20 protein-coding genes are annotated in these 22,229 nt (G+C 53.8%); 9 read left to right on the top strand and 11 right to left on the bottom strand.

The window, feature by feature from the left end; translation table 11 throughout:
* Positions 1-16: 16 nt before the first annotated feature.
* Both Q8W24_RS15705 and Q8W24_RS15700 read right to left on the bottom strand, forming a co-directional pair.
* Entirely contained in the window at positions 17-556 is a 540-nt protein-coding gene (locus Q8W24_RS15705; protein WP_303432581.1) for an FMN-binding protein, read from the bottom strand.
* A complete protein-coding gene (locus Q8W24_RS15700; protein ID WP_305451517.1) occupies positions 543-1,775 on the bottom strand; it encodes a cytochrome-c peroxidase in 1,233 nt (410 codons plus the stop codon). The genes Q8W24_RS15705 and Q8W24_RS15700 overlap by 14 nt, the downstream gene beginning before the upstream one ends.
* Before the next feature lie 310 nt (positions 1,776-2,085).
* Between Q8W24_RS15700 and Q8W24_RS15695 the strand changes: the two genes are divergently transcribed.
* The 5 genes from Q8W24_RS15695 to Q8W24_RS15675 are packed head-to-tail and all read left to right on the top strand — an operon-like array spanning position 2,086 to position 8,667.
* Positions 2,086-3,567, top strand: a complete 1,482-nt coding sequence (locus Q8W24_RS15695; protein ID WP_305475909.1) for an imelysin family protein — start codon at positions 2,086-2,088, stop codon at positions 3,565-3,567.
* 37 nt (positions 3,568-3,604) lie between these two features.
* Positions 3,605-5,116, top strand: coding sequence for a di-heme oxidoredictase family protein (locus tag Q8W24_RS15690; protein ID WP_305475908.1), 1,512 nt, complete (start codon positions 3,605-3,607; stop codon positions 5,114-5,116).
* A 14-nt stretch (positions 5,117-5,130) separates the two neighbouring features.
* Positions 5,131-6,342, top strand: a complete 1,212-nt coding sequence (locus Q8W24_RS15685; RefSeq protein WP_305475907.1) for a DUF1513 domain-containing protein — start codon at positions 5,131-5,133, stop codon at positions 6,340-6,342.
* Between the two features lie 20 nt (positions 6,343-6,362).
* A complete protein-coding gene (locus Q8W24_RS15680) occupies positions 6,363-7,448 on the top strand; it encodes an imelysin family protein (RefSeq protein ID WP_305475905.1) in 1,086 nt (361 codons plus the stop codon).
* Positions 7,449-7,494: 46 nt separating this feature from the next.
* Positions 7,495-8,667, top strand: coding sequence for a porin (locus Q8W24_RS15675; RefSeq protein WP_303432574.1), 1,173 nt, complete (start codon positions 7,495-7,497; stop codon positions 8,665-8,667).
* 151 nt (positions 8,668-8,818) lie between these two features.
* On the opposite strand, the gene Q8W24_RS15670 is transcribed toward Q8W24_RS15675, so the two are convergent.
* From Q8W24_RS15670 to gpmI, 4 genes are all read right to left on the bottom strand, one after another.
* Entirely contained in the window at positions 8,819-9,934 is a 1,116-nt protein-coding gene (locus Q8W24_RS15670; RefSeq protein ID WP_305475903.1) for a divergent polysaccharide deacetylase family protein, read from the bottom strand.
* Between the two features lie 92 nt (positions 9,935-10,026).
* On the bottom strand, positions 10,027-11,367 hold the full coding sequence (locus tag Q8W24_RS15665; RefSeq protein ID WP_303432572.1) for a S41 family peptidase: 1,341 nt from the start codon (positions 11,365-11,367) through the stop codon (positions 10,027-10,029).
* Positions 11,368-11,484: 117 nt separating this feature from the next.
* Entirely contained in the window at positions 11,485-12,636 is a 1,152-nt protein-coding gene (locus Q8W24_RS15660; protein ID WP_305475901.1) for a murein hydrolase activator EnvC, read from the bottom strand.
* 3 nt (positions 12,637-12,639) lie between these two features.
* A complete protein-coding gene (gpmI, locus tag Q8W24_RS15655; RefSeq protein WP_305414146.1) occupies positions 12,640-14,175 on the bottom strand; it encodes a 2,3-bisphosphoglycerate-independent phosphoglycerate mutase in 1,536 nt (511 codons plus the stop codon).
* Positions 14,176-14,374: 199 nt separating this feature from the next.
* Here gpmI and Q8W24_RS15650 point away from each other — a divergent pair, with 199 nt between their 5' ends.
* Entirely contained in the window at positions 14,375-14,800 is a 426-nt protein-coding gene (locus tag Q8W24_RS15650) for a rhodanese-like domain-containing protein (RefSeq protein ID WP_303432569.1), read from the top strand.
* 14 nt (positions 14,801-14,814) lie between these two features.
* The gene (gene secB / locus Q8W24_RS15645) at positions 14,815-15,282 is read left to right on the top strand and encodes a protein-export chaperone SecB (protein ID WP_303432568.1); all 468 of its coding nucleotides are present in this window, start codon (positions 14,815-14,817) and stop codon (positions 15,280-15,282) included.
* Between the two features lie 99 nt (positions 15,283-15,381).
* Here the strand turns inward: secB and trmL are convergent, their stop codons facing one another.
* Positions 15,382-15,864: a tRNA (uridine(34)/cytosine(34)/5-carboxymethylaminomethyluridine(34)-2'-O)-methyltransferase TrmL gene (trmL, locus tag Q8W24_RS15640; RefSeq protein WP_303432567.1), complete on the bottom strand. Its 483-nt coding sequence runs from the start codon at positions 15,862-15,864 to the stop codon at positions 15,382-15,384.
* Between the two features lie 675 nt (positions 15,865-16,539).
* Here trmL and Q8W24_RS15635 point away from each other — a divergent pair.
* Positions 16,540-16,743 carry a hypothetical protein gene (locus Q8W24_RS15635; protein ID WP_303432566.1) on the top strand — a complete coding sequence of 68 codons (204 nt, stop codon included), beginning with the start codon at positions 16,540-16,542 and terminating at the stop codon, positions 16,741-16,743.
* A gap of 111 nt (positions 16,744-16,854) precedes the next feature.
* Here Q8W24_RS15635 and Q8W24_RS15630 read toward each other — a convergent pair whose 3' ends face one another.
* The 3 genes from Q8W24_RS15630 to glnL all read right to left on the bottom strand — a co-directional run bounded on the left by Q8W24_RS15630 (position 16,855) and on the right by glnL (position 20,492).
* Positions 16,855-17,622, bottom strand: coding sequence for a 3-hydroxybutyrate dehydrogenase (locus tag Q8W24_RS15630; protein WP_303432565.1), 768 nt, complete (start codon positions 17,620-17,622; stop codon positions 16,855-16,857).
* Between the two features lie 366 nt (positions 17,623-17,988).
* The gene (ntrC, locus tag Q8W24_RS15625) at positions 17,989-19,413 is read right to left on the bottom strand and encodes a nitrogen regulation protein NR(I) (RefSeq protein WP_303432564.1); all 1,425 of its coding nucleotides are present in this window, start codon (positions 19,411-19,413) and stop codon (positions 17,989-17,991) included.
* On the bottom strand, positions 19,410-20,492 hold the full coding sequence (gene glnL / locus Q8W24_RS15620) for a nitrogen regulation protein NR(II) (protein WP_305414143.1): 1,083 nt from the start codon (positions 20,490-20,492) through the stop codon (positions 19,410-19,412). The genes ntrC and glnL overlap by 4 nt, the downstream gene beginning before the upstream one ends.
* A 423-nt stretch (positions 20,493-20,915) precedes the next feature.
* Between glnL and Q8W24_RS15615 the strand changes: the two genes are divergently transcribed.
* Entirely contained in the window at positions 20,916-21,656 is a 741-nt protein-coding gene (locus tag Q8W24_RS15615) for a CvpA family protein (RefSeq protein ID WP_305475899.1), read from the top strand.
* A gap of 30 nt (positions 21,657-21,686) precedes the next feature.
* Here the strand turns inward: Q8W24_RS15615 and trxC are convergent, their stop codons facing one another.
* Positions 21,687-22,115 carry a thioredoxin TrxC gene (gene trxC, locus Q8W24_RS15610; protein ID WP_303432560.1) on the bottom strand — a complete coding sequence of 143 codons (429 nt, stop codon included), beginning with the start codon at positions 22,113-22,115 and terminating at the stop codon, positions 21,687-21,689.
* Between the last annotated feature and the right edge of the window lie 114 nt (positions 22,116-22,229).

Below are 22,229 nucleotides of genomic sequence, written 5' to 3'. Positions count from 1 at the left end.
GAGCCTGTATCAGGAGTCAGGGTTGGGTGGCGGCCTGATTGTGGCTGACCCCGGTTTGCTCTGCAAGATACAGTGCCAGACGGGCGACATTGGTTACGGCCCGCACCGACAAGGTTGCACCGGTAATGCCGTCGATATGCTGGCTGAGTTGTCGGGACTTGTCCAGCCTCGCCCCGGTAAACTGGTCAGTAAAAAACGGGTATCGTACTTCCCAGCCACGGGATTCGAGAAACGCCAGTACCGCAACCGATTGTATCTGGTTATCGGTAATCACCACGCCGATGGTGATTGGCTTCTCTTTGCCAATCTCTTGCAGAATCCAGGCGCTGGTGGTGTCGGCTTGCCAGTATCGTACCCGCAAACCAACGTAAGAATGGCCGAGCAAGGCGGTGGCGGCTTCTTTATGTTCCGGTTTGAGCCACAGGGTTTTGGCCGCTGCTGGCTGCTCGCCAAACGCCTGTGACAGGAACGCTTCCTGACTGAGGTAGTTGTCGGCGCTGGCCATGCTGGCCAGACACCATAATGTCAGGCTCCAGAGAATATTATTCCGTTTCACAGTTTTCCCACTCGGCATCAGAAATCAGGCTTTCATAGCGGGCATCGGTGAGCGTCATCATAAAACAGACCAGTGCTTCGACGTCATCGTCATCGAACAGGCTGCCATCCTGCAGTTCGGTCAGGCTGATGGTCTCGCTGATTTCCGGCTCCGCCCATTCCACACCGGTTTCAGGGTTGATTGTGTAGCGGCTGCCCGTGAGCCAGTGATCGTAAAACTTGACGACCGTGGCCAACTCATTAAACACGCCGTTATGCATATAAGGTGCAGTGATGGCGACGTTACGCAGCGTTGGTACCTTGAATTTACCGGCTTCGGTATCGGCGGTGACGGCGCTGTTGTTTAATTGCAAACCGGTATCAATAAAGTCATCGTCCGAGCCATTGGCCAGCCGTACTGCGGTATTCACCGGGACACCAATATTGTGGTACTCATAGCCGGTAAAGGTCTCGCCGCTGTAGCCCTGGGACTTGAGTTGGTGACACGTGGCGCAGTTGGTGAATTGCTGGGAGAAAAACAGCACCTTGCCCGAGGCGACTTTGGATAATACGCCGTAATCGTAGTAGTCCTCATCATTTGAACTCAGTTGTGAACGATCGTATTTGGAATCGAAGGGGGCAAAAACATCCGTTGCCTCAAAGGTGGCAATGGCGTCGGTCATGGCTTCGTAAGCGGTATCGGTATCGTCAAACACATCGGTACCATACAAGGATTCGAAGGCTGCAATATAATCTTCATCTTCTAACAGGCGTTCGACTACGCTGGCGCGATCTGCCATGCCCATTTCAATCGGGTTTAATGGCGGGCCACCGGCCTGATCGGCAAGGGTGGAAGAGCGGCCATCATGAAACTGGCCGCCCAGCCAGCCACTGTAATCGGACTGGCTGCTGTTGAAGCGACTGCGCGTACCTTCCTGAAACTCCGGTGACAGTGAGGCGTACAGCACCGTTGGTGCATTACGATCTCCCAGGGATACATCGTCATCACCAAGTGATACGGCAGCAGTCAGCCCGTTGTCATCTTCGCGGCTGTCGGTAAAGGCCTTGTCGGCATCGTGACAGCTGGCACAGGACTGGGTGCGGTTGAATGAGAGATTGGTATCGTTGAACAGGCTTTCGCCGAGGGCTGCCTTGCTTTCGAAGGCAAGGCTTGACGAATCAGACGAACTGCCACAACTGCTCAGTAGCAGCGCCAACAATAAAATTGAATACTTTTTCACGGTGACTCCGGTATTGCCCATTCCCTTGGGGTAATGGCTGATAAATCGCATGGTGGCTGGTTGCTCTTGTCTGTTGTGATCCCCAGCTTGTTGTGGTGATCAGGAAGGCTGCTACCAAGGTGGCCAGTTTAGCATGCGTCAATAATCCTGCTAACGATAATGCAATCCCAAGTCTATTTGTAAATCATTTGCATTAGTAATATGATCTCAATCAAATCGAATCGGAACTATTTCGTTTTAATGTAAATGAGATGTTATCCGAAAGACAAATAGTCCGCCAAATTCCTTTATTGCCAGATCGGAGTGTTAAATGATGAAACTGACCTCGCTTGCTGCGGCTATCGCCGTAACTTCCCTGTTAACTGCTTGTGGCAGTAGCTCAGACAGCTCTTCGTCTGATTCCGTTATCAATGTTGATAACGTCAGCAAGGTGTTGGAAACCAACGCTGATATTGCCTACGCCGCTTATTCAGATGCCGTGACCACGGCCAAAGCATTACAAACCGCCTTGCAAACCTTCCGCGAAGATCCGACCGAAGAGAACTTTGTTGCCGCTAAAACCGCCTGGCTGGTTGCGCGTGAACCTTATGGCCAGACTGAAGTTTATCGCTTCCGCCTGAGCCCGATTGACTCTACCGACTACAGCTCGGAAGACGGCCCGGAAGGTGATATCAATGCCTGGCCATTAGGTGAAGCCCTGATCGACTATGTGCAGACCAACGATACTGACTTTGGTACCGATCAGGTGGGCGTAACCGCCAACTCGGCTGGCATTAATGGTGGTGGTGCCTTGACGGCAGCCGATGCGGAAGATCAGTCGAATAACATCATTGGTGATGTAACGATTGATATCACTGCCGACCTGTTGGCCAATACTGCCACCGCCGATGACGAGCATGATGTGATTGCCGGATACCACGCAATTGAATTCCTGCTGTGGGGACAGGACCTGAACAATGATGGTGAAACCACGGATGGGACTGACCGTGAAGAGGCGGTTAAAACCAACGAAGCGTATAACTACGCTGAAGGCGGTGACCGTCCTCTGAGTGACCTGGCTGAAGGCTATTCTGAGACCGACACTTACGACAGCAGCAACTTGTCTGAGCGTCGTCACAAATTTATGGAAGTGGCGGTTGAGAAGCTGATCGACGATTTGGAAACCGTTCGTGATAGCTGGGCTGACGGCGCTTCATACCGCACTGAGTTCACCACCATCAGCAGCGAAGATGACGCCAAACAGAAGCTGGCCGAAATCCTCACCGGTATGGGTACATTGTCTGAAGGCGAGCTGGCGGGTGAGCGGATGCAGATTGCGTTTTCTTCCAACTCCCAGGAAGACGAGCATTCTTGCTTCTCGGATAACACGCACCGCGATATCTGGCTGAATGCCGAAGGCGTCTCCAACAGCTATTACGGTGAATACGCCGGTTACGACAGCACATTGGACGGCACTGACGATGTGACGACCAATGCGGTAAGTGGTTATGGTCTTGATGATTACCTGGCTGATGCCGGTCTGACAGAGGTAGCGGCTTCCATGGTAACGGCGTTGAGCACCACCAGCACCGCTTACGAAAGCATTGATAGCCTGGCCCGTGAAGGTACCCCCTTCGACGTACAGATCATGGACGCTACCACCGATGAGCCAGCCTACGATACAATCAAGGCGCTGAACGCTCAATCAACCGTGATTGCCGATGTTGCTGAAGCGCTTGAGATCGACGGCGATGTGGTTGTCGATGTTGATGCTTCCGAGTGTGATACCACTGATCCAACCACTGAGTGCTAATCTCAATGGCTGATCAATTGTTGACGGAGGCTGGCTGATGCGCCGTCTCTGTTTTCACCTGAAGCCGGGTTTATCCCGGCTTTTTGGCATTTTTATGTTGGCAGTGTGGGTTATTGCCAGCAGTGGTTGTTCCGAGCAGATACCGGGGCCTGAAGCGGCAGAAACACGCCCTGGTGGGGCTGCGACAACCTCGATTATCCCGTTCCCGGAACTGGACAAGGTAACGCCTAATTTGCCAGAGCAAGAGCGGCCGCTGTTTTATGCCGGTCGGGCCTTGGCGCACCAACCCTGGGTCAAGGCACCTACTATTACCGATGCACGTGATGGACTGGGGCCGATTTATAACGCCCGTGGTTGTCTCGCTTGCCATATTCGGGGCGGTAAAAGCCGTATGCCGGATAATGCCGATACCCCTTTGTTTGGGCCACTGATTCGTATGAGTGTGGTGTTGGATGATGCCGCCGCCATGACAGCGGCTGCAAACAGCCATGACGGTGTTATTCCTGACCCCGTGTATGGCGACCAGTTACAAACCCAATCAATTGCCCTGATGCACCAGTTACGTCAAGCCACACCAACGGCCATGGCTGAGCAACAACAGGTGCCACCAGAAGCATATGCCTATATCACATGGCATGAACAAGCTTTTATATACCCGGATGGCAGCAGCGTCAGTTTGCGCAAGCCGGAGCTGGATTTGCGTTACGCCGCTTATGGTGACTTCGACACTAACACCCGTTTTAGTGTGCGCAATGCGCCGGCGATCCACGGGATGGGGTTGCTGGAATTGATCGCACAGTCCGACTTGGAAGCCCTGGCCGATCCGGAAGACGCTGATGGTAATGGCATTTCCGGTCGACAGAACCGGGTTTGGGATGCCAGAAGCCAGCGCTGGCTACCAGGCCGCTTTGGCCACAAGGCCAACCGTCCCAACATGGACATGATTGTCGCGTCGGCATTTGCCAATGATATTGGTATCAGTAATCCACTGTTTCCATCCCAGCCCTGTACGGCGTATCAGCCACTGTGTGAGCAACAAAGAAATGGAAATGATAGTCAGGGAATGGAATTACCTGATAATCTTTTGCGCCTGGTCACGAATTTCACTCGCAATCTGGGTGTGCCCCAGCGGCGGAATGTTGATAATGCCGAGGTCCTCGAAGGACGTACGCTTTTTTATGCCACCGGGTGTGTGACGTGCCATCAGCCGAGCTATACCACCGTCGCCAGTACAACACAGCCACACTTGGGCAATCAGCGTATCTGGCCTTATACCGACCTGCTATTACATGATATGGGGCCGGCACTGGCCGATGGTCGCCCAGACTTTGCTGCCAGTGGCAGTGAATGGCGCACGCCACCCTTGTGGGGCGTCGGCTTGATGGCGCGAGTCAACGGCAGTCAGCAATATTTGCACGATGGCCGGGCTCGCAGCATTGAAGAGGCGATTCTGTGGCATGGTGGCGAAGCCGCCATGGCACGCCAGAAATTCGCGGATCTAGGCGCCGAAGAGCGTCACAATCTGCTTCAGTTTGTTGAATCACTCTAGATGGGAGAACCGTGATGTCAGCGGATTCAGCATCATCAGGATTAGCACAGGACCCGTCACGACGGCGTCTGTTGGGAGGAGTCGCCAGTGCCCTGGCGGCCTCCGCCTTGCCAGGAACGGCATTTGCGGCAATATCGGCCAGTCGGTATTCGACCAGCGCAGTCGTCACCGGCACAGAAGCCTGGGTCAGTGCCGAAGGCGATGGCGAAGACGGCTATTTTGCCAGCTGGATTGTCGATGGCGAGCGGCGTGCTGAGTTGCACTCTGCCAGCAGTGGTTTTCGTGGCCATGGTTTGGCCCAACACCCACAGCGTCTGGATCAGGCGGTCATGTTTGCCCGTCGGCCAGGTACCCAGGCATTGGTGCTTAACCTGCTGGATGGTTCCGTCGAACAGGTGATCGAGTGCACCACTGGCCATCATATGCACGGTCATGGGTGTTTCAGTCCGGATGGTCAGCATTTGTTGACCACCGAGTCGGATTACCGCACTGGCACCGGCAAGCTGATGGTGCGCAATACGGTTAACTGGCAGCTCGAGGCCGAATATCTGACCCATGGTATCGGCCCCCACGATGTCCACGTGATGCCGGATGGCCAGTCGCTAGTGGTTGCCAATGGCGGTTTGCTGACGCATCCGGACAGTGGTCGCAAGGTGCTGAATCTGGACACCATGGACCCATCGCTGGTGTATCTGTCACTCGCTAATGGCACCCTGATCAGTCAGCATCGCTTGCCGGAAAGCAAAGCCAGTATTCGTCACCTGGCATTGGCGGACGATGGCACCGTTGCCATTGCGACCCAATTGCAGCGCCCGGCGATGCACAGTCATGCACTGGTACCTCTGGCGGCAATACACAAACCTGGTCAGCCGCTGGTTACGCTGCAAGGGCCGGAAACCCTGATCCTTAAATTTAACGATTATATGGGCAGTGCTGCCTTGCATAATGGTGAGCGTATTGCGGCATTTTCCAGCCCGCGGGGCGATCTGGTGGCATTCTGGCATCTGGATACGCACCAGCTGGTTGGCTATCACGCCTTTTTTGATGTCTGTGGCCTGACCGTCAGCCGTGACCAGCAGTACTTTGTATTGAGTAATTCCCGTGGTGATGTGCGCATGATTGATGTCCGCAGCCTGAAAGAAGACCGCGCGATGCGGCGCTCATTTGCTGGCCGTCACTGGGACAATCATATGTTTACCTTTACCCTACCAGACCAATCTGTATGACCTTGATAAAGAGAATCCCGATGTTGAAATCCGTTTCTGCCTGGTTGTGTCTGGGCACCTGTCTGACACTGGCCAGCTGTGGTGGCAGTCGTGAAAACGATGCCGTTGCCTTGACCGAAGGCTCTCTGTCTCTGGCGCTGGAGCAGCTGGTTGATGGCACCATCATCGTTGCCAGTGAGCAATTTGCCAGTGAAGTCAGTGACTTCAACAACAGTGTCGACAGCTTTTGTAGCGCTCCGGATGAAGCTGGCTTGAGCCAGCTGCAAACGGACTGGAAAACAATGGCAGATAGCTGGTACCGCTTGTTGCCATTCAATTTTGGCCCATTGTTCGACGACACCGTTTTCCCGGTGTACCAGTTCGTTGACTCCTACCGGGTGCGTGGGACCAATTATACTGCCACGGTGCGCTCGAATATCCAGACCCTGATAGATTCAGAGTCGGAAACAGAGCTTGGCAGTAGCTACTTCGACGGCCTTACGTTCCAGTATGTCGGCTTGCTGCCGCTGGAAGTCGTGGCATTTGAAACCTCCAGTGACCAGAGCCAGGTGGCGGCCGATATCGTTGCTGAGTTTATACAGCAACCACGCAAATGTGAGGTGATGGAAGGCTTGGCAGGCAGTGTGCAAAATCGCGCTGACTACGTGGTAAATGGCTGGACCCTTGATCATCTGGAGAGCGGCACATCTTACCGGGACCTGTTTCTGGCGGGGGATCTGGATGATGGTTCGGAGCCACTGACAGCATTGATTTCTGCCGTGCAAAGCTATCTCGACTATTTGCAACAGCGTGACACCGTCAGCAACGTCGCGGCCTTGTCGGGCAATGCCTGGCCTGAAATGCAGGCCAGTATCGACGTGATTACTGAATTGCTGGAAGGCTCCGAATCCACCACCGTGAGCTTGTTTGACTTGATGGAATCCGCCGGTAACAGCGCCGATGCCGATACGGTACGCAGCAATCTGGAGCAAGCCAACGATGCCATCAGCGATCAGGATGCCACCAGTTTTAACAGCATGGCAGCGGCACTGGATGGCAACTTCAAACGTGAAATTCCCGATGGGCTTGATGTCAGCCTTGGCATCAATTTCAGTGATGGCGACTGACATAGTGACTGAATTTAACCTTAGATACCTTAAGCAGGATACCGTAATGAAATACACCCTGGCCCCTTTGGCAGTGATTGCCGCGACAGGATTGGTTACTCCGGCATACGCTGCCGATGACCAGCAAGATACCATCCGCCAGCTGGAGCAACGTATCCAGCAGCTGGAAGAGTCACTGAATGGCCGTATGGAAATGATGGCCGATGCCATTGATGCCCAGCAACAGACATCGTCGCACAGCAATATTCACTTTGGTGGTTATGGTGAATTGAACTATCACAATCTCAGTGTGGATGGCACTGATGACAAGCAGCTTGATTTCCGTCGCTGGGTGCTGTTTGTGGGATACGATTTTTCTGATCGGGTGCATTTCCACTCAGAATTTGAAGTGGAGCATACCGTTGTTCCCGGCTCTGATGGCGAAGGGGCGGTTGAGCTGGAACAGGCTTTCTTGCAAGTGGACTTGTCGGATACCCAGCAGGTCAAAACCGGTATCCAGCTGGTTCCTGTCGGTATCGTCAACGAAACCCACGAACCAACCACTTACTACGGGGTTGAACGGCCGGTGCTGGAAACCACCATCGTACCAACCACCTGGTATGTTGGCGGTATCATGTACAGCCAGCAGTTTTCCAGTGGCCTGAGCTACGATGTCATGCTGTCGGAAGGGATGAAAACCGATGATCCCAGCACCGATTCCGATGCTGATCCTTTTGATCTGAAAGCCGGCAAGCAAAAAACTTCCAATGCCGATGCCTTTGATCTGGCAACTACCGTGCGCGTGCGTTACACCGGCGTCAGTGGCCTGGAGCTGGCGGCGTATGCCCAGTACCAGCCTGACCTGGACCAGAGCGCAGTAGAATCCTACGCCGACTCGGCCACCTTGCTGGGTGCCCATCTGGTGTATCAGTTGAACGATGTCACCCTGAAAGGCATGTATGCCCGTTGGGATCTGGCAGGAGATGACGCCAAGGAGGCAGGCAAGCAGGTTCAGGACGGCGGTCAGCTGGAAGTCTCCTGGAAAGCATTGCCATCGGTAGGGGTGTTTGCCCGTCAGACTGCCTGGTCGCAGGAAGAAGGCGTGGATAAGATCCAGACCAACGCCGGTGTCAATTATTATCCGGTCGATCAGGTGGTATTCAAATTTGACTATCAGCTACAGAACGAAGCGGCGGGCAATACCGACGGTTTCTATCTTGGTATGGGCTACCATTTCTGACAGCTGCCTGATGGCGCCAGTTACACCGGCAACGCAATCGGCTTCCAACAGGAAGCCGATTGCGTTTATAACCGCCGGGTTGTTGGTTGTTTAATCCTTCCTTGTTGATAACGCCCAAGAGCAACTAGTAGCAGCTAGCTAGCCGCAACGTTCAAGGCTGTAGATGGACTCGCATCACTCGGCGGGCGTGAGATTCCGGCAAACGTAATACACCGATACTCTGCTCGGCCTTTGTCGTCGCGGCATGCGCTGTTGTGCACGTCGGTGTGAGCACTGGTGTAGAGGTTAAGGGAGCGGTTAATGGTGCTGGGTCAGGGGTCGGTCTTGCCAGGGTCAGACTGATATTTGTGAGTGACCGCAGCGCCAGGGTCTTCGCATTCAGCAGCGCTCTTCCCTTCGCTGTATTTGCAGTACGAGTTGGCTGACCTGCGGTTATCGGGCAGGGCATCTCTTGAGCCGGATGATGGAATAAGGGGTCGGCATCGGCGGTATGAATCACACTGTTATGCGGGTCTGTTTTGCTGGCAACCAATGGCTGCTGTGCGGCGGTCGGCGCCAGTTTGTCGTGCAGCGCAGCCAGGTGCCAACCCCGGGACTCCGTTGGACGCAGGCGTTGCTGCAGAAACTGAATGGTCTCCGGGTAGGGGTGGCCAATCAACACCGCCTGGCCGTGTTGATTGGCCAATGTGATTGCTTTATCAAACTGCTGTGCCAGTGCTGCTGCGGAGCGATCGTTATCCAGAAATACATCTCTGGCCAGTACGGGGACGCCCGCCTGCAAGGCGGCCTGGCGGGCACAGGTGGCGGCAGTCGTGCGACTATCGATAAAAAACAGTTGCCGTTGACGGGCGATATCCATCACCCAGCTCATTCGTTCACAATCCTGGGTTAACAGGCTGCCCATATGATTATTAAGGCCACTGACGGCGGGAATCGCATCGAGGTCAGCGTTTAACGTGGCGCTCAACGTGGCTTTGTCCATCGTTGGGTAAAGCCCACCTGGCCCCAGCTTGACCCCGGATTCGGTCGCCATCGGAGCGTGCAGCATCACGGTATGCCCTTGCGCAGCGGCTTTGGCGGCAAGACTGGCAGCAAAAGGTGTGTGCGGTAAAAATGCCATATTGACCGGAGCGGGTAGCGCCAGCAGTTGCTCACCAAGGAGACGATTGTTGCCAATATCATCAATGACCAGCAATAACTCAGCCGCCGCTGCAGGTAATGCCCAACTGCCGAGACACAGGATCAGCCATATATGTGGTGCCATCATGGTGACTCAGATTCCTTGCAACACACTGGTTTGTGGAACACCTACTGTGGCGTCGGGCATCAACAACATCTGGATGGTGATTGGCTGCATGGCTACTGCCTGGCTCCCAGAATGGTCATGCCACGCAGCAGGGTATGGGCTTCGTAGAGCTGAAAGTCTTTCAGTAGCTGGTCGGCATTGGCCGCGGCTTCATCGGCTTCGTCAGTATTGCTGGCAACGTCCTTATTGGTCGTCGACTCGCCTTTTTGCGGGTTGGACAGGTGGCCCCGCAAATCGGATTCCTTGAATGTCCGGCTACGGGCACGCGGGGTCACATCGCTTTGTTCTACCAGAATGTCGGGGATAATCCCTTTGGCTTGAATGGAACGGCCGTTAGGGGTGAAGTAGCGTGCGGTGGTCAGCTTGACGGCTTTGTTGTCCGCTAGCGGTAATACGGTCTGTACTGAGCCTTTGCCAAACGACTGGGTACCCACCACAACGGCGCGTTGATGATCTTGCAGTGCTCCGGCAACAATTTCAGAGGCCGACGCTGAGCCGCCATTGATCAGCACAATCAAGGGCAAGCGTTCGGCAACCGTGGCAGGGCTGGCTGAAAAGCGCATATCCGAGCTATTGCCCCTGCCCTTGGTATAGACGATCAGGCCTTCGTCAAGGAAGGCATCACTGACATCGACGGCAGCACCCAAGACACCACCAGGGTTATTACGCAGGTCAAGAATCAATCCCCTGACGCTGTGATCAGCTTGCCACTGTGACAGGATACGTACCAGTTCGGCACCGGTATGTTCCTGGAACTGGGTAATACGGAGGTAGCCGATCTGGTCGCTGAGTAACTCCGAGCGCACACTGCGAACCTTGATTTCATCGCGAATCAAGTCGAACTTCAGCAGCTGCGGTTCGTTTTGACGGCGTATTTCCAGCGTGATGGGAGAGCCAGGTTCACCGCGCATTTTTTCGATGGCATCGCTCAGTGATACACCGACCATGGCTTCGCCATCAAGGCTGACAATCAGATCACCGGACTTGATACCAGCCTTGGCGGCGGGGGTATCGTCAATTGGAGAGACCACCATGACCATGCCATCTTGCTGACCCACTTCCATGCCCAGGCCACCAAACTTGCCGGAGGTGGTTTCCTGCAGTTCCGAGAAGTCGTCGGGTTGTAAATACACCGAGTGCGGGTCCAGGGCTGTCAGCATGCCGTTAATGGCGTAGCCAAACAGGGTCTTGTCATCGACTTCTTCTACGTAGGCGCTGCGAATACGCTCGAATACTTCGGCGAAGTTTCTGAGTTCATCCAGCGGCAGCGGGGCCTGCGCTTGCTCTGCCAGAACGGGTTCCGTTGTGGTTGGCGGTACTTGGTCGGCAGATACCGGAGCGGACAAGGCCAGCGCCAGAGACAGTGCAGTGGCAGTTGAAACGATAGCGTGCATGGAGGTTCTCGTAGTCGTCAGTGGTCGAAGCATGGCATAAAAGCGGGGAGCTGTTAACGCAGACTCCCGATTGGCACTGGAGTTTCACTCACGTTGATGTGTTGTTGTTGCCGAATATCAGCGTTTGACCAGCCAGGCGGCAGGGTCCAGTGGCTTGCCACGGTGGCGAATTTCAAAATACAGCCGGGGTTCCTGTAGCCCGCCACTGCGTCCAACGGCACCAATCACATCCCCTTGATTGACCCAGGCACCGACGTCGTACATCAGGGTCTGGTTGTGGGCGTACAGCGTCATATAACCATCTCCGTGATCAAGAATCATCAACAGGCCAAAGCCTCGCAACCAGTCGGAGTAGACGACCCGGCCGTGATGGACGGCCTGGATATTGGTGCCTTCCGGAGCGGCAATCAACCAGCCTTCCCAGCGACCAACGCCACCAGTATTGGGATTGCCATAAGCGGCGATGATGCGCCCGGCCAGCGGACGGGGAAGCGACCGTTTGAGGGCTTTAAAGGGGCGTACATCCTGTTTGCGCGGGCTTTTTTCGACCAGGGTCTGGACTTCATCAAACAGGGATTCGAGGCGTTTACGATCGGCCTGTTTACGCGCCAGCGTGCTTTTCTCGCTGGTCATTTGCTGATTTAGTTGTGCCAGCAGGCGATTCTGTTTTTTCTTTTGTTGCGTCAGTTGGCGGTTTTTCTGATCCAGCGACTGCTGGGTACGTTGTAACTGTTGTTCCTGGGCGATGATTTCGTCGGCGATGTGTTCCAGTCGGGTCAGCTCGCTGAGCGTGTGGTTGATTTCTTCCATACGGGCGCGATTAAAATAGCCAAAGTAGCTCAGCATACGCTGGGCTTGTTGGGAATCATCCTGGTTCAGCAGCATTTTGATCGGGCTGTCGCCACCAAGACGATAAGCAGCCTGCAGCTGCTCTTTTAAACGCAGGGTATGCCGACTGCGCAGCTCATTGAGCTGCGCCTGATCCTGTCGGAGCTTTTTTAGGCGGTCTTGCTCCTCCTTGAGCAAGCGCCGGGTTTCTTCTATCTTGCGCGTTATGGCGCCGATGTCCTGATCGGTGTTGCGTAACGACTCCGACAGCTTGCTGTGTTCGGCGCTGGCTTCATTCAGCCATTGCTGCAGCTTGGCGATATCCTGCTTCAAGGCTTGAAGTTTGGCGGCATCACCGGCTTCTTCAGCAACCACAGGGAGCGTGGTGGCGAGGCTGAGCAAACAGGTCAGCAGCAGGCTGGACGGAGTCGGGATTTTCATGGTTCAGCTATAGTCCACCAGAGAATTGCCGGTCATTTCGGCAGGTTGTTCCAGGCCCATCATGGCCAATAAGGTTGGCGCGATATCACACAGTCGACCGGGTTGAATGGCGCCCTGTTCACGTTCGTTAACGTACACCAGGTTGACCGGGCCGGTGGTGTGCTGGGTCATGGCCCGGCCCTGATCGTCGAGCATTTGCTCGGCGTTACCGTGGTCGGCGGTGATCAGACACTCACCGCCCACTTCGAGAATGGCGCTGGTGACGGCTTCGAGAGCGGTGTCGATGGCTTCGGCGGCCTTGACAGCGGCATCCATAATACCGGTATGACCTACCATATCGCCATTGGCATAGTTACAGACGATCAGGTCGTAATCACCATGCTTAATGGCATCAACCAGTTTTTCGGTGACTTCCGGTGCGCTCATTTCAGGCTGCAAGTCATAGGTTGCCACGCTGGGAGAGTTCACCAGAATGCGGGTTTCACCGTCGTATTCGGTTTCCTGCCCGCCGGAGAAGAAAAAGGTAACGTGGGCGTATTTTTCGGTTTCAGCAATCCGCAGTTGTTTCATGCCCTGGTTGGCTATGTATTCACCCAGGCCGTTGCTCAGGGGTTCGGGTGGGAAAGCACAGCTGGCATCGATGCTGGCTGCGTATTCAGTCAACATGACAAAGTCACTCAGGGCTGGACGTAGCGCTCGGTCAAAGCCGTTGAATTCGTCACCTTCCACAAACGCCCGGGTCAGTTCGCGGGAGCGGTCAGGGCGGAAGTTGAAGCAGATAATGGCATCACCATCCTGTACCGGGGCTGGCTCGCCGATCAGGGTAGCGGTGACAAATTCGTCGTTTTCATCACGCTCGTAGGCGGCCTGCAGGGCATCGCTACCGTTGCTGGCAGTGTACTGGGCGTTGCCAGTGGTCATCAGGTCGTAGGCGGTCTGTACCCGTTCCCAACGATTGTCACGGTCCATGGCAAAGTAGCGACCGACGATACCGGTGAGGCGGGCGTTGCCCAGCTCGGTGCATTTGGCTTCTATTTTGGCAATGGAGTCGGCGGCCGAGCGGGGCGGGGTATCCCGGCCGTCGAGAATGCCGGTAACACAGACTTGCTTGATACCACGCTCATGGGCCATTTCGAGCAGGGCGACCAGATGGTCTTCATGGCTATGAACACCGCCGGGTGATAGCAGACCGGTGAAATGTACTGCGCCCCCTGCGGCTTTGGCCTTGTCCATCGCTGCCACCAGTGCCGGGTTCTGTTGCAGCTCGCCATCAACAATGGCTTTGTTGATACGGGTGAAGTTCTGGTAAACGATGCGACCAGCCCCGAGATTCATATGGCCGACTTCGGAGTTGCCCATTTGCCCATCTGGCAAGCCAACCGCTTCTCCAGAAGTCTGGATCAGGGTGTTGGGGAAGACATCCAGCAAACGATCCCAGGTCGGTGTGTTGGCATTGGCAATGGCGTTGTTATCGGTTTCTGCCCGATAACCCCAGCCGTCCAGAATAATTAATGCAACGGGTTTGGGACGCTTGTTCATGATTCGGCACCGTGTGTAATGATTTGATGCCCTGATTGTACTGAAAGCCAGCTACTGATCACAGTGGGCAAAATGGTTCGATATAATCATTGGCACTTATGCTTCATTGGAGCAGATCAAACCGCCGCTCCCCGGAGTGCTGCAAGAGTGGGACAGTAGCGCGGTCAGAGGTTATACTCCGGGCCTGATTTTTCTGGCAATGACGAGAATTATGGAACAGGTGTTCGAATTTATCGGTAACCACTGGTGGCTGGTGGCTATCTGGGGCGCGTTTCTGGCGGCCCTGTTGTTTGATAACAAGCAACGTAGTGGCGCGTCGGTTTCTCCGGCTCAAGCGACTCAATTGATTAATCGTGAAGACGCTATTGTCGTCGATATCCGCGATAAAAAAGACTTCAGCAGCGGCCATCTGGCCAATGCTCGCAATATTCCGTTTTCCGAGCTGGCCAAGCGGATGAACGAGTTGAATGCTCATAAAGATCACCCGATTGTACTGATCTGTAAAACCGGTACAACAGTGTCCGTGGCTGCCAAAATGCTCAAGGAAAAAGGCTTCAACACCGTACGTCTTTCAGGCGGCATGATGGAGTGGAATGCACAGAATCTTCCGGTAGTACGCAAATAACCAAGGAACTATTTATGACTGAGAATGCACAACCACAATTCGCTCTGCAGCGCGTTTATGTCAAGGATGCTTCCATTGAAGTGCCTAATGCGCCGATGGTGTTTACCAAAGAGTGGAAGCCTGAAATCAAGCTGGATCTGAACACTGGCGCGCGTCGGGTTGATGAAAGCCATTTTGAAGTGTTTGTTAAAGTGACTGCAACGGCAAAACTGGCCGATGACGAAACCGCCTTTCTGGTTGAAGTCATGCAGTGTGGCCTGTTCCTTGCCGACAATATTCCGGAAGAACAGCTGAAGCCAATGATGGGTGCGATGTGCCCTAATATCCTGTTCCCATACCTGCGTGAGTCGGTTGACAGCCTGGTTGTAAAAGGCGGCTTCCCGGCACTGATGCTGGCACCGATCAACTTCGATGCCCTGTTCGCCCAGCGCATGCAGCAAGAAGCGGAAGAAGCAGTAGCAGCACCTGAAGCAACTCATTAAGTGCTGGCTCCCTGATACTGATCAGGGAGAATGGAATACGCTGTCTGACTGATAAAACGCCTGGCTTATGTCGGGCGTTTTTGTCTCAATGGCCTTCGTCTAGATACCATCCCCTGCCAATCTGGCACCTTCATATCCAACCTGCCGCCAGGCTTCAAACACCAGTACCGCAACAGTATTCGAGAGGTTAAGACTACGGCTGTCGGGAAGCATTGGCAGCCTTAGCCAGTGGTCTGCGGGAAACTGTTGTAACACCTCGGCGGGCAAGCCACGGGTTTCTGGTCCAAACATAAAATAGTCGTCTGGCTGAAATGTTGCGGAAGAATGCACCCGGCTGCCCTTGGTTGTTAACGGAAACAGTCGGCCAGGCTGAGCCTGTTGCAAGAATTGACCAAAATCAGGGTAGGTTTTGACCTGGGCATATTCGTGATAATCCAGCCCGGCACGGCGCAGTGCCTTTTCTTCCAGAGAGAATCCCAGCGGCTCGATCAGATGTAACTGGCAGCCGGTATTGGCGCACAGGCGGATGATATTACCGGTATTGGGTGGAATTTCCGGTTCAAATAAAACGATATGAAACATGCTGTTATCCGGAGAGCTGACGGTGAGCCAGTATAGTTTTTCAGGGGAATGACCACCAGATATGTTCAGAGCAGAAGGTTTGCGGCTGACATTTTTTCTTGGATGAATCTTTTAACTGGTTTGTAAAAACAGAAACTGGCTCGATATGCCATGTGAATCAGCCGTAAAAAATGGTTAATTATTGAACATTATCGTCAAACTGTGTCTAAACTTTCAGAAGGAGCCAATTTGGCTTGGTAAAGAACCTGGTAAAAACAGACCAGTAATAGTGGGCAACAGACGCACACAACGCCCGTGTGAGCAGTGAGTCTTGATAATACAAATAAGAATCCAGGATAGCCTCACACTCACGCGTCTTATGCCCAAACCTGTATGTCCGTCAGGATGTGTACAGCAGGGAACGGTTGGTAGTGGGATCGACAGCTGTAACGACTACCAGACGATTATCAGACATCAAACCACCTCAAGATGAATGGATGCCACGATGGTGAACAGGGCGAGATTTCCCTGTTGGGCTGGCTGTATGGCTGGTTCCGACAGGCCTGTGTGAAACGCGAGCTGATCATACTGATCCAGCCGCACATTGTGGATAGTGCCAGAGGAAAACAGTGATCGGGAAAACCCGTCACCGCTTTTTATTCTGTCGCCATCCGTATTTACCCGGAGGGTTACACCATGAATAACCAATGGTATGGAAAAGGAGCGGCGACAGCCGCTTTTGCCGGGACGCATCCCGTGCGCCACCATGTGCGCAGTCATATGCTGCACGATACTCCGGAAAGGGAACTTCCATTAAAAGACGTCGTACTGGTACTGGGAGGGTCAGTGCTGGTTGTGGTCGGCATTACCTTCCTGACCAGCTGGCTGATTTACGGCTAGCCGTTTGAGGGTCTATAAAAAAACCAGCGTCTGACGCTGGTTTTTTTTGTCCATCCATCCATGCCTGACTGCCACCGGCCGTGATCTACCGCAGTCGATAATAACCCGGCGCTAGCGGGCGACCCAGCCGCCATCCAGTACCATGGTCTGACCGGTAATGTTTTTGGCGGCAGGACTGGCCAGAAACGCCACGGTGCCAGCAATTTCCGAGATATCGATAAATTGTTTTTTCGGCATGGGTTCCAGCATGATCTTGTTGATCACTTCTTCTTCAGAAATACCGTTTTCCTTGGCCTGGGCGGCAATCTGCTTTTCGACCAGCGGGGTTTTGACGTACGACGGACAAATGGTATTGACCGTGATGTCGGTATCACCGGTTTCCAGCGCCAGGGTTTTGGAAAAACCAATCAGGCCATGTTTGGCGGCGACATAAGCCGATTTGTATGGCGAAGCGACCAGGCTATGAATTGAGCCAATATTGATGATGCGGCCGAATCCTTGTTCACGCATGGCGGGTAGCAATGCGCGTGACAACATCGCAGGGCCGACCAGCATAACGTCAATCAGCAGCTTCCAGCGATCGGCAGGGAAGTCTTCCAGCCGGGATACAAACTGTAGGCCAGCGTTATTGATCACGACGTTAATGGGATCATTGGCAAACTGGCTGGCAAGGGCATCAATGGCAGTGACATCGGACATATCCGCCATCGCGGTACTCGCATCGATACCGGCGGCTTGCAACTGCAATACACCTTTGTCCAGCGCTTCCTGGCTAATGTCAGAAATCACGATTCGAGCGCCTTGCTTGCCCAGGTGTTCGGCAATTCCCAGGCCGATACCACTGGCGCCGCCAGTAATCAGAATGTGCAGCTTGTTCATACGGGTCTAGCCTCCTGTCCTTTCGGTTTTGATTTTGACTATAGCAATCGCTCTGACCACAGAGTATCCGTCTTTGTTACGAGAAGGCGTGATGGTTTTAGCACAGGGGTGGTGCTGGGGCGGCCAATATCACAGGAAATCGACGAGCTGTGGCCCGTTGGTTGTGCGAAGAGATCAGGTCAGCCCGGAAATCAAGCCAGGATAAACAAGAGTGGTCAAGCCATGCCCTGAGTCGGGATGTATGGAGACGGGATGTATGGAGACGGGGGTGTGTTTGGCATCACCCAGCCGACGATGGCGTCTGGCTGGGCAATACTGCAATCGCCTTATCCTATCGAAAAGACGATTGCATCGGGTGTGGCAGGCTTATTCTTCTGCTTCAGAATCGTCGCTGCCGGTTTCCATATCCAGTTCCTTGATCTTGCGGGTCAGGGTATTACGTCCCCATCCGAGCAGGTTGGCGGCATCCCGACGACGCCCGGCGGTATGCTTCAAGGCGGTTTCAATCATGATGCGTTCAAAAATGGGAACGGCCGTATCCAGCAAGTTGACCGCACCATGGGACAGCTGTTGATCGGCCCAGAATCGCAGGTTCTGTTCCCAGTTGCCGGAGGTTTGTGTGCTGCTTTGCTGTTCCAGCAGCTCGGGTGGCAGGTCATTGATCAGTACTTCACGGCCAGAGGCCATGACGGTAATCCAGCGACAGGTGTTTTCGAGCTGGCGGACGTTACCGGGCCAGTCCAGTGAGCTGAGAAAGTCCTCGGTTTCTGGTCGCAGGGTTTTGGATTCAACATCCAGCTCTTCGGCAGCTGACTGCAGAAAGTGGCTGAGTAGCTGCGGAATATCTTCACGACGATCGGCCAGGCGCGGGATATGAATCCGGATCACGTTCAGGCGATGAAACAAATCTTCCCGGAAGCGGCCTTCTTTCACCAGGGTTTCGAGGTTCTGGTGAGTGGCGGCGATAATACGGACGTTGACGTTGATCGGAGTGGTGCCACCGACCCGGTAAAATTCACCATCGGCCAGTACTCGTAACAACCGGGTCTGGGTTTCGGATGGCATATCACCGATTTCATCGAGAAACAGGGTACCGCCGTTGGCTTGTTCAAAACGGCCGCGACGCTGCCCGCCAGCTCCGGTAAAGGAGCCTTTTTCGTGGCCAAACAATTCCGATTCAATCAGGTCTCGTGGAATGGCCGCCATATTCAGGGCAATAAACGGTTCAATTGCCCGTGGGCTATGCTTGTGCAAGGCATGGGCAACCAGTTCTTTACCAGTACCGGATTCGCCATTGATCAGTACTGTGATGTGGGAGTGGGACAGGCGCCCGATAGCACGGAACACTTCCTGCATCGCCGGTGCTTCACCGATGATCTCATGTTCGTTGATTTCTTTTTCCGGTGCCGTGGTATTGGCGGACATTTCTTCAAAGTGGGCGATGGCCCGCTCAATCAGGCTGACTGCCTCATCGACATCAAAGGGTTTGGGCAAGTATTCGAACGCCCCGCGGCGGTACGAAGAGACTGCGCTCTCGAGATCGGAGTGGGCCGTCATAATAATGACGGGCAAGTCCGGGCTGGCTTCGTGTACTTGTTCCAGCATCATCAGGCCGTCCATACCCGGCATCCGGATGTCGGTGATGATGGCGTCCGGTTGTTCCCGCTTCAGCTGATTAAGGGCAGGCTCCGCCTGTTCGAATACCCGAGTCTGGATATTGGCTTGATCAAGTGCTTTCTCCAGCACCCAGCGAATGGATTTGTCGTCGTCGATGATCCAGACAGTACTCATAGCGATTCCAATGGTAAAAAGATGGAGAACACAGTGCGGTGAGGCACACTGGTAAATTCGATAATGCCGTTAATTTGATTGATGATGGATTGGGAGATCGATAACCCCAGTCCGGAGCCTTCGGCACGGCCACTGACCATGGGGTAAAACAGGTTGTCCTTGATCGAGTCCGGTATGCCCGGACCGTTGTCGATGATTTCAATCTGGGCAACCAGTCGGTGACTGTGATGGCTGATGGTGAATTGACGGACACTGCGGGTACGAATGGTCAGGCTTGGGCGTTCTTGCTGATCCGGATTTTCCAGCATGGCTTGCATGGCGTTACGGCCAATATTCAGCAAGGCCTGGATCAGTTGACCCTTGTCGGCTTCAATTTCCGGGATCGACGGGTCGTAATCCCGGTGAATAACCACCTGGCCACGACTTTCGACATCCACCAACTGACAGATACGTTCCAGCACTTCGTGGATATTGACCGGTTCCTGTTTGGGAATATTGCGTGGCCCGAGCAGGCGGTCGACCAGATCGCGCAGGCGGTCGGCTTCTTCAATAATAATGTGGGTGTATTCTTTCAGTTCGGCGGAGGGTAATTCGCGTTCAAGCAGCTGAGCGGCACCGCGGATGCCACCAAGAGGGTTCTTGACCTCATGGGCCAGTCCGCGAACCAGGGAGCGGGTGGTTTCTTGTTTGGCAATCAGTTGCTCTTCCCGACTGATACGCATCAGGCGATCACGGCCCTGCAATTCAACCAGTAGCGTTGGCGTACGGGTCTCCGGGTGCGTTACAGGGCTGACGCTGTAGTCGAGAGTCAGGGTTTGCTGGTTTTGTAAATGAATCTGGGCTTCCCGCTTGGTGTAGGAATGGCCGGTAATAACGGCATCCCGCATGGCGTCGATATCGCGTTGATCTTCAACGGCCAGGTCGAAAAAGTGAGCTCCCACGCCGCGTGTACCGCTGACTTCCAGCAGGGCTTCGGCGGAAGGGTTCATATGAATAATAATCAGGTCGGCATCCAGCAGCAGTACACCGGTATTCAGGTGTTCCATGATTCGTTGGTTGAGCAGGGGGCTGGCGCGCATTGTCAGATTCTCCGTATTCACACCTAATTTGCAAAAAATAAGCCAGTTATCATCGGGTGCACAACAATAGCGCCATGATCGCATTAAGTTGTGGCGTGGCGAGTTAATTGATGATAACTCAAGACTTATTTTGTTCTGTTATGGTGCGTTTTTAAATATGGTTGTTATTTTTTGGTGCATTTTGAGTATTTTGCGGAAATAGTTACTCGAGAATAATTGATATTGGTACCCGTGTACCGGTGATCGGTGTGTTTGTTGGGTGGTACTGAGGGGAAATTGGGCAAGTTGTAATATTTGGTCTGTAACTTGCGTTCAACGAGGCTCTCATGTCCCGGCCTGACGCATCTTCGACCCTTGGTCAGTGCCGTTGTTCGGATGAAATAATAGCAAAAACAAGGATGATCGCACGGTGGCACGCAGCTTATGATATTTGATGTCGTTATTTTACTGGCGCTTCTGACGCTGATTGTATTGGGGTATCGATACGGTACCTCAAAGGAAATGCTGGATCTGGCCAAGGTGTTTTTGCCTATATCCATCGCCAGTGCCTATAGTGATCATTTTGGGTTGTATCTGACTCAGATCGGAATTTTAAGGGCTAACGATTGGGCCGTATTAACATTGACCGGGTTTCTGGTTCTGTTTCTGGCGATGTGGTTTGTTATTCGCTTGGTGGAGCGTGTGGCAATCCGCTATGACATACATGGGCGCTGGATCAAGGAGAATCGTTTTACCAGCTTCACCAACCGGATTTTTTGTGCGATTGCCAATGGTCTGCAGGCACTGTTGTTATTGACGTTTTTCAGTTTTCTCAGCACCCAGGTGAGCTTTGTGCCCAAGCACTACAAGAGCTATCTGATGGCAAACTCGATTTCCTATCCGGCCATTGACCGTATTTGCCGCCATATGGTGAACGGCCAGTTTGTGGATGCATTGATTAATGATCCAACCGGCACGACCAGGATCGAACTGATCCTGAAAACGGTCACAGACAAGACCATGCTGACTGATATTTCGGAAGAAATTCAGCGCTCGACCATTGTTCGGGCGCGGGATGCACTGAATAAAACACTGCAGGAATTTGAACGGAAGCCCGACACGTCGCCAACCGTGATCGAAGAAACCATCATGACCAGCACCGAACCGTCCAACGGCTTGCATTAGCCGTCGACGGGGGGCGGTTGGCTGTGGCCGTTATTTCTGCAGCGCGGCAGCGATCCACTGGCGTAGCTGGGGTGCTGGCAAGGCGCCGGCGAGACGATCGACTTCTTTGCCGTGGCGGAACAGGATCAGCGTTGGAATGCTGCGAATGCCCAATTGTTGACTCACCATGGGCGCCTGTTCGGTATTGACCTTGGCGAAGCGCAGCTGATGTTGCTGTTCTGCGCACAACTCCTTGAAAACAGGCCCCATCATCTTGCACGGTCCGCACCATTCCGCCCAGAAATCGACCAGTACCGGTAAATCATTTTTGGCCAGAAAGCGTTGATAGCTGCTGTCGCTCAAATCCGTCGGGGTGCCATTAAACAGGGGGGCTTTACATTTGCCACACTGGCCCTGGCTGTTGTGTTTGTCATCGGGGATACGGTTGATGGCACCGCAGGATGGGCAGGTATAGTGCATGGTATCTCTCCAGATAATAACGTGTTGATTATGGCTATAGGGGACATCCATTTAATCCTGCACGGCTCTGCGCGAGTGTTGCCGTTGTTCAGGGCAAGGCGACGAATGCAGCGA

Origin of the sequence: Oceanobacter sp. 4_MG-2023 (assembly GCF_030689165.1) — a bacterium.
In the GTDB taxonomy this organism is placed as follows: Bacteria; Pseudomonadota; Gammaproteobacteria; order Pseudomonadales; family Oceanobacteraceae; genus Oceanobacter.
Note: the sequence above shows the minus strand (reverse complement) of the source record. Positions and strands in the feature narration are given on the sequence as shown.

Excerpts from the sequence above, each read along its gene's own strand:
- ntrC (WP_303432564.1), bottom strand. The coding sequence starts at position 19,413 with ATGAGTACTGTCTGGATCATCGACGACGACAAATCCATTCGCTGGGTG.
- Q8W24_RS15665 (WP_303432572.1), bottom strand. The coding sequence starts at position 11,367 with ATGCACGCTATCGTTTCAACTGCCACTGCACTGTCTCTGGCGCTGGCC.
- secB (WP_303432568.1), top strand. The coding sequence starts at position 14,815 with ATGACTGAGAATGCACAACCACAATTCGCTCTGCAGCGCGTTTATGTC.
- trxC (WP_303432560.1), bottom strand. The coding sequence starts at position 22,115 with ATGCACTATACCTGCCCATCCTGCGGTGCCATCAACCGTATCCCCGAT.
- Q8W24_RS15660 (WP_305475901.1), bottom strand. The coding sequence starts at position 12,636 with ATGAAAATCCCGACTCCGTCCAGCCTGCTGCTGACCTGTTTGCTCAGC.
- gpmI (WP_305414146.1), bottom strand. The coding sequence starts at position 14,175 with ATGAACAAGCGTCCCAAACCCGTTGCATTAATTATTCTGGACGGCTGG.
- Q8W24_RS15670 (WP_305475903.1), bottom strand. The coding sequence starts at position 9,934 with ATGATGGCACCACATATATGGCTGATCCTGTGTCTCGGCAGTTGGGCA.
- trmL (WP_303432567.1), bottom strand. The coding sequence starts at position 15,864 with ATGTTTCATATCGTTTTATTTGAACCGGAAATTCCACCCAATACCGGT.
- Q8W24_RS15630 (WP_303432565.1), bottom strand. The coding sequence starts at position 17,622 with ATGAACAAGCTGCACATTCTGATTACTGGCGGCGCCAGTGGTATCGGC.
- Q8W24_RS15690 (WP_305475908.1), top strand. The coding sequence starts at position 3,605 with ATGCGCCGTCTCTGTTTTCACCTGAAGCCGGGTTTATCCCGGCTTTTT.
- Q8W24_RS15695 (WP_305475909.1), top strand. The coding sequence starts at position 2,086 with ATGATGAAACTGACCTCGCTTGCTGCGGCTATCGCCGTAACTTCCCTG.
- Q8W24_RS15685 (WP_305475907.1), top strand. The coding sequence starts at position 5,131 with ATGTCAGCGGATTCAGCATCATCAGGATTAGCACAGGACCCGTCACGA.
- glnL (WP_305414143.1), bottom strand. The coding sequence starts at position 20,492 with ATGCGCGCCAGCCCCCTGCTCAACCAACGAATCATGGAACACCTGAAT.
- Q8W24_RS15615 (WP_305475899.1), top strand. The coding sequence starts at position 20,916 with ATGATATTTGATGTCGTTATTTTACTGGCGCTTCTGACGCTGATTGTA.
- Q8W24_RS15675 (WP_303432574.1), top strand. The coding sequence starts at position 7,495 with ATGAAATACACCCTGGCCCCTTTGGCAGTGATTGCCGCGACAGGATTG.
- Q8W24_RS15680 (WP_305475905.1), top strand. The coding sequence starts at position 6,363 with ATGTTGAAATCCGTTTCTGCCTGGTTGTGTCTGGGCACCTGTCTGACA.
- Q8W24_RS15635 (WP_303432566.1), top strand. The coding sequence starts at position 16,540 with ATGAATAACCAATGGTATGGAAAAGGAGCGGCGACAGCCGCTTTTGCC.
- Q8W24_RS15650 (WP_303432569.1), top strand. The coding sequence starts at position 14,375 with ATGACGAGAATTATGGAACAGGTGTTCGAATTTATCGGTAACCACTGG.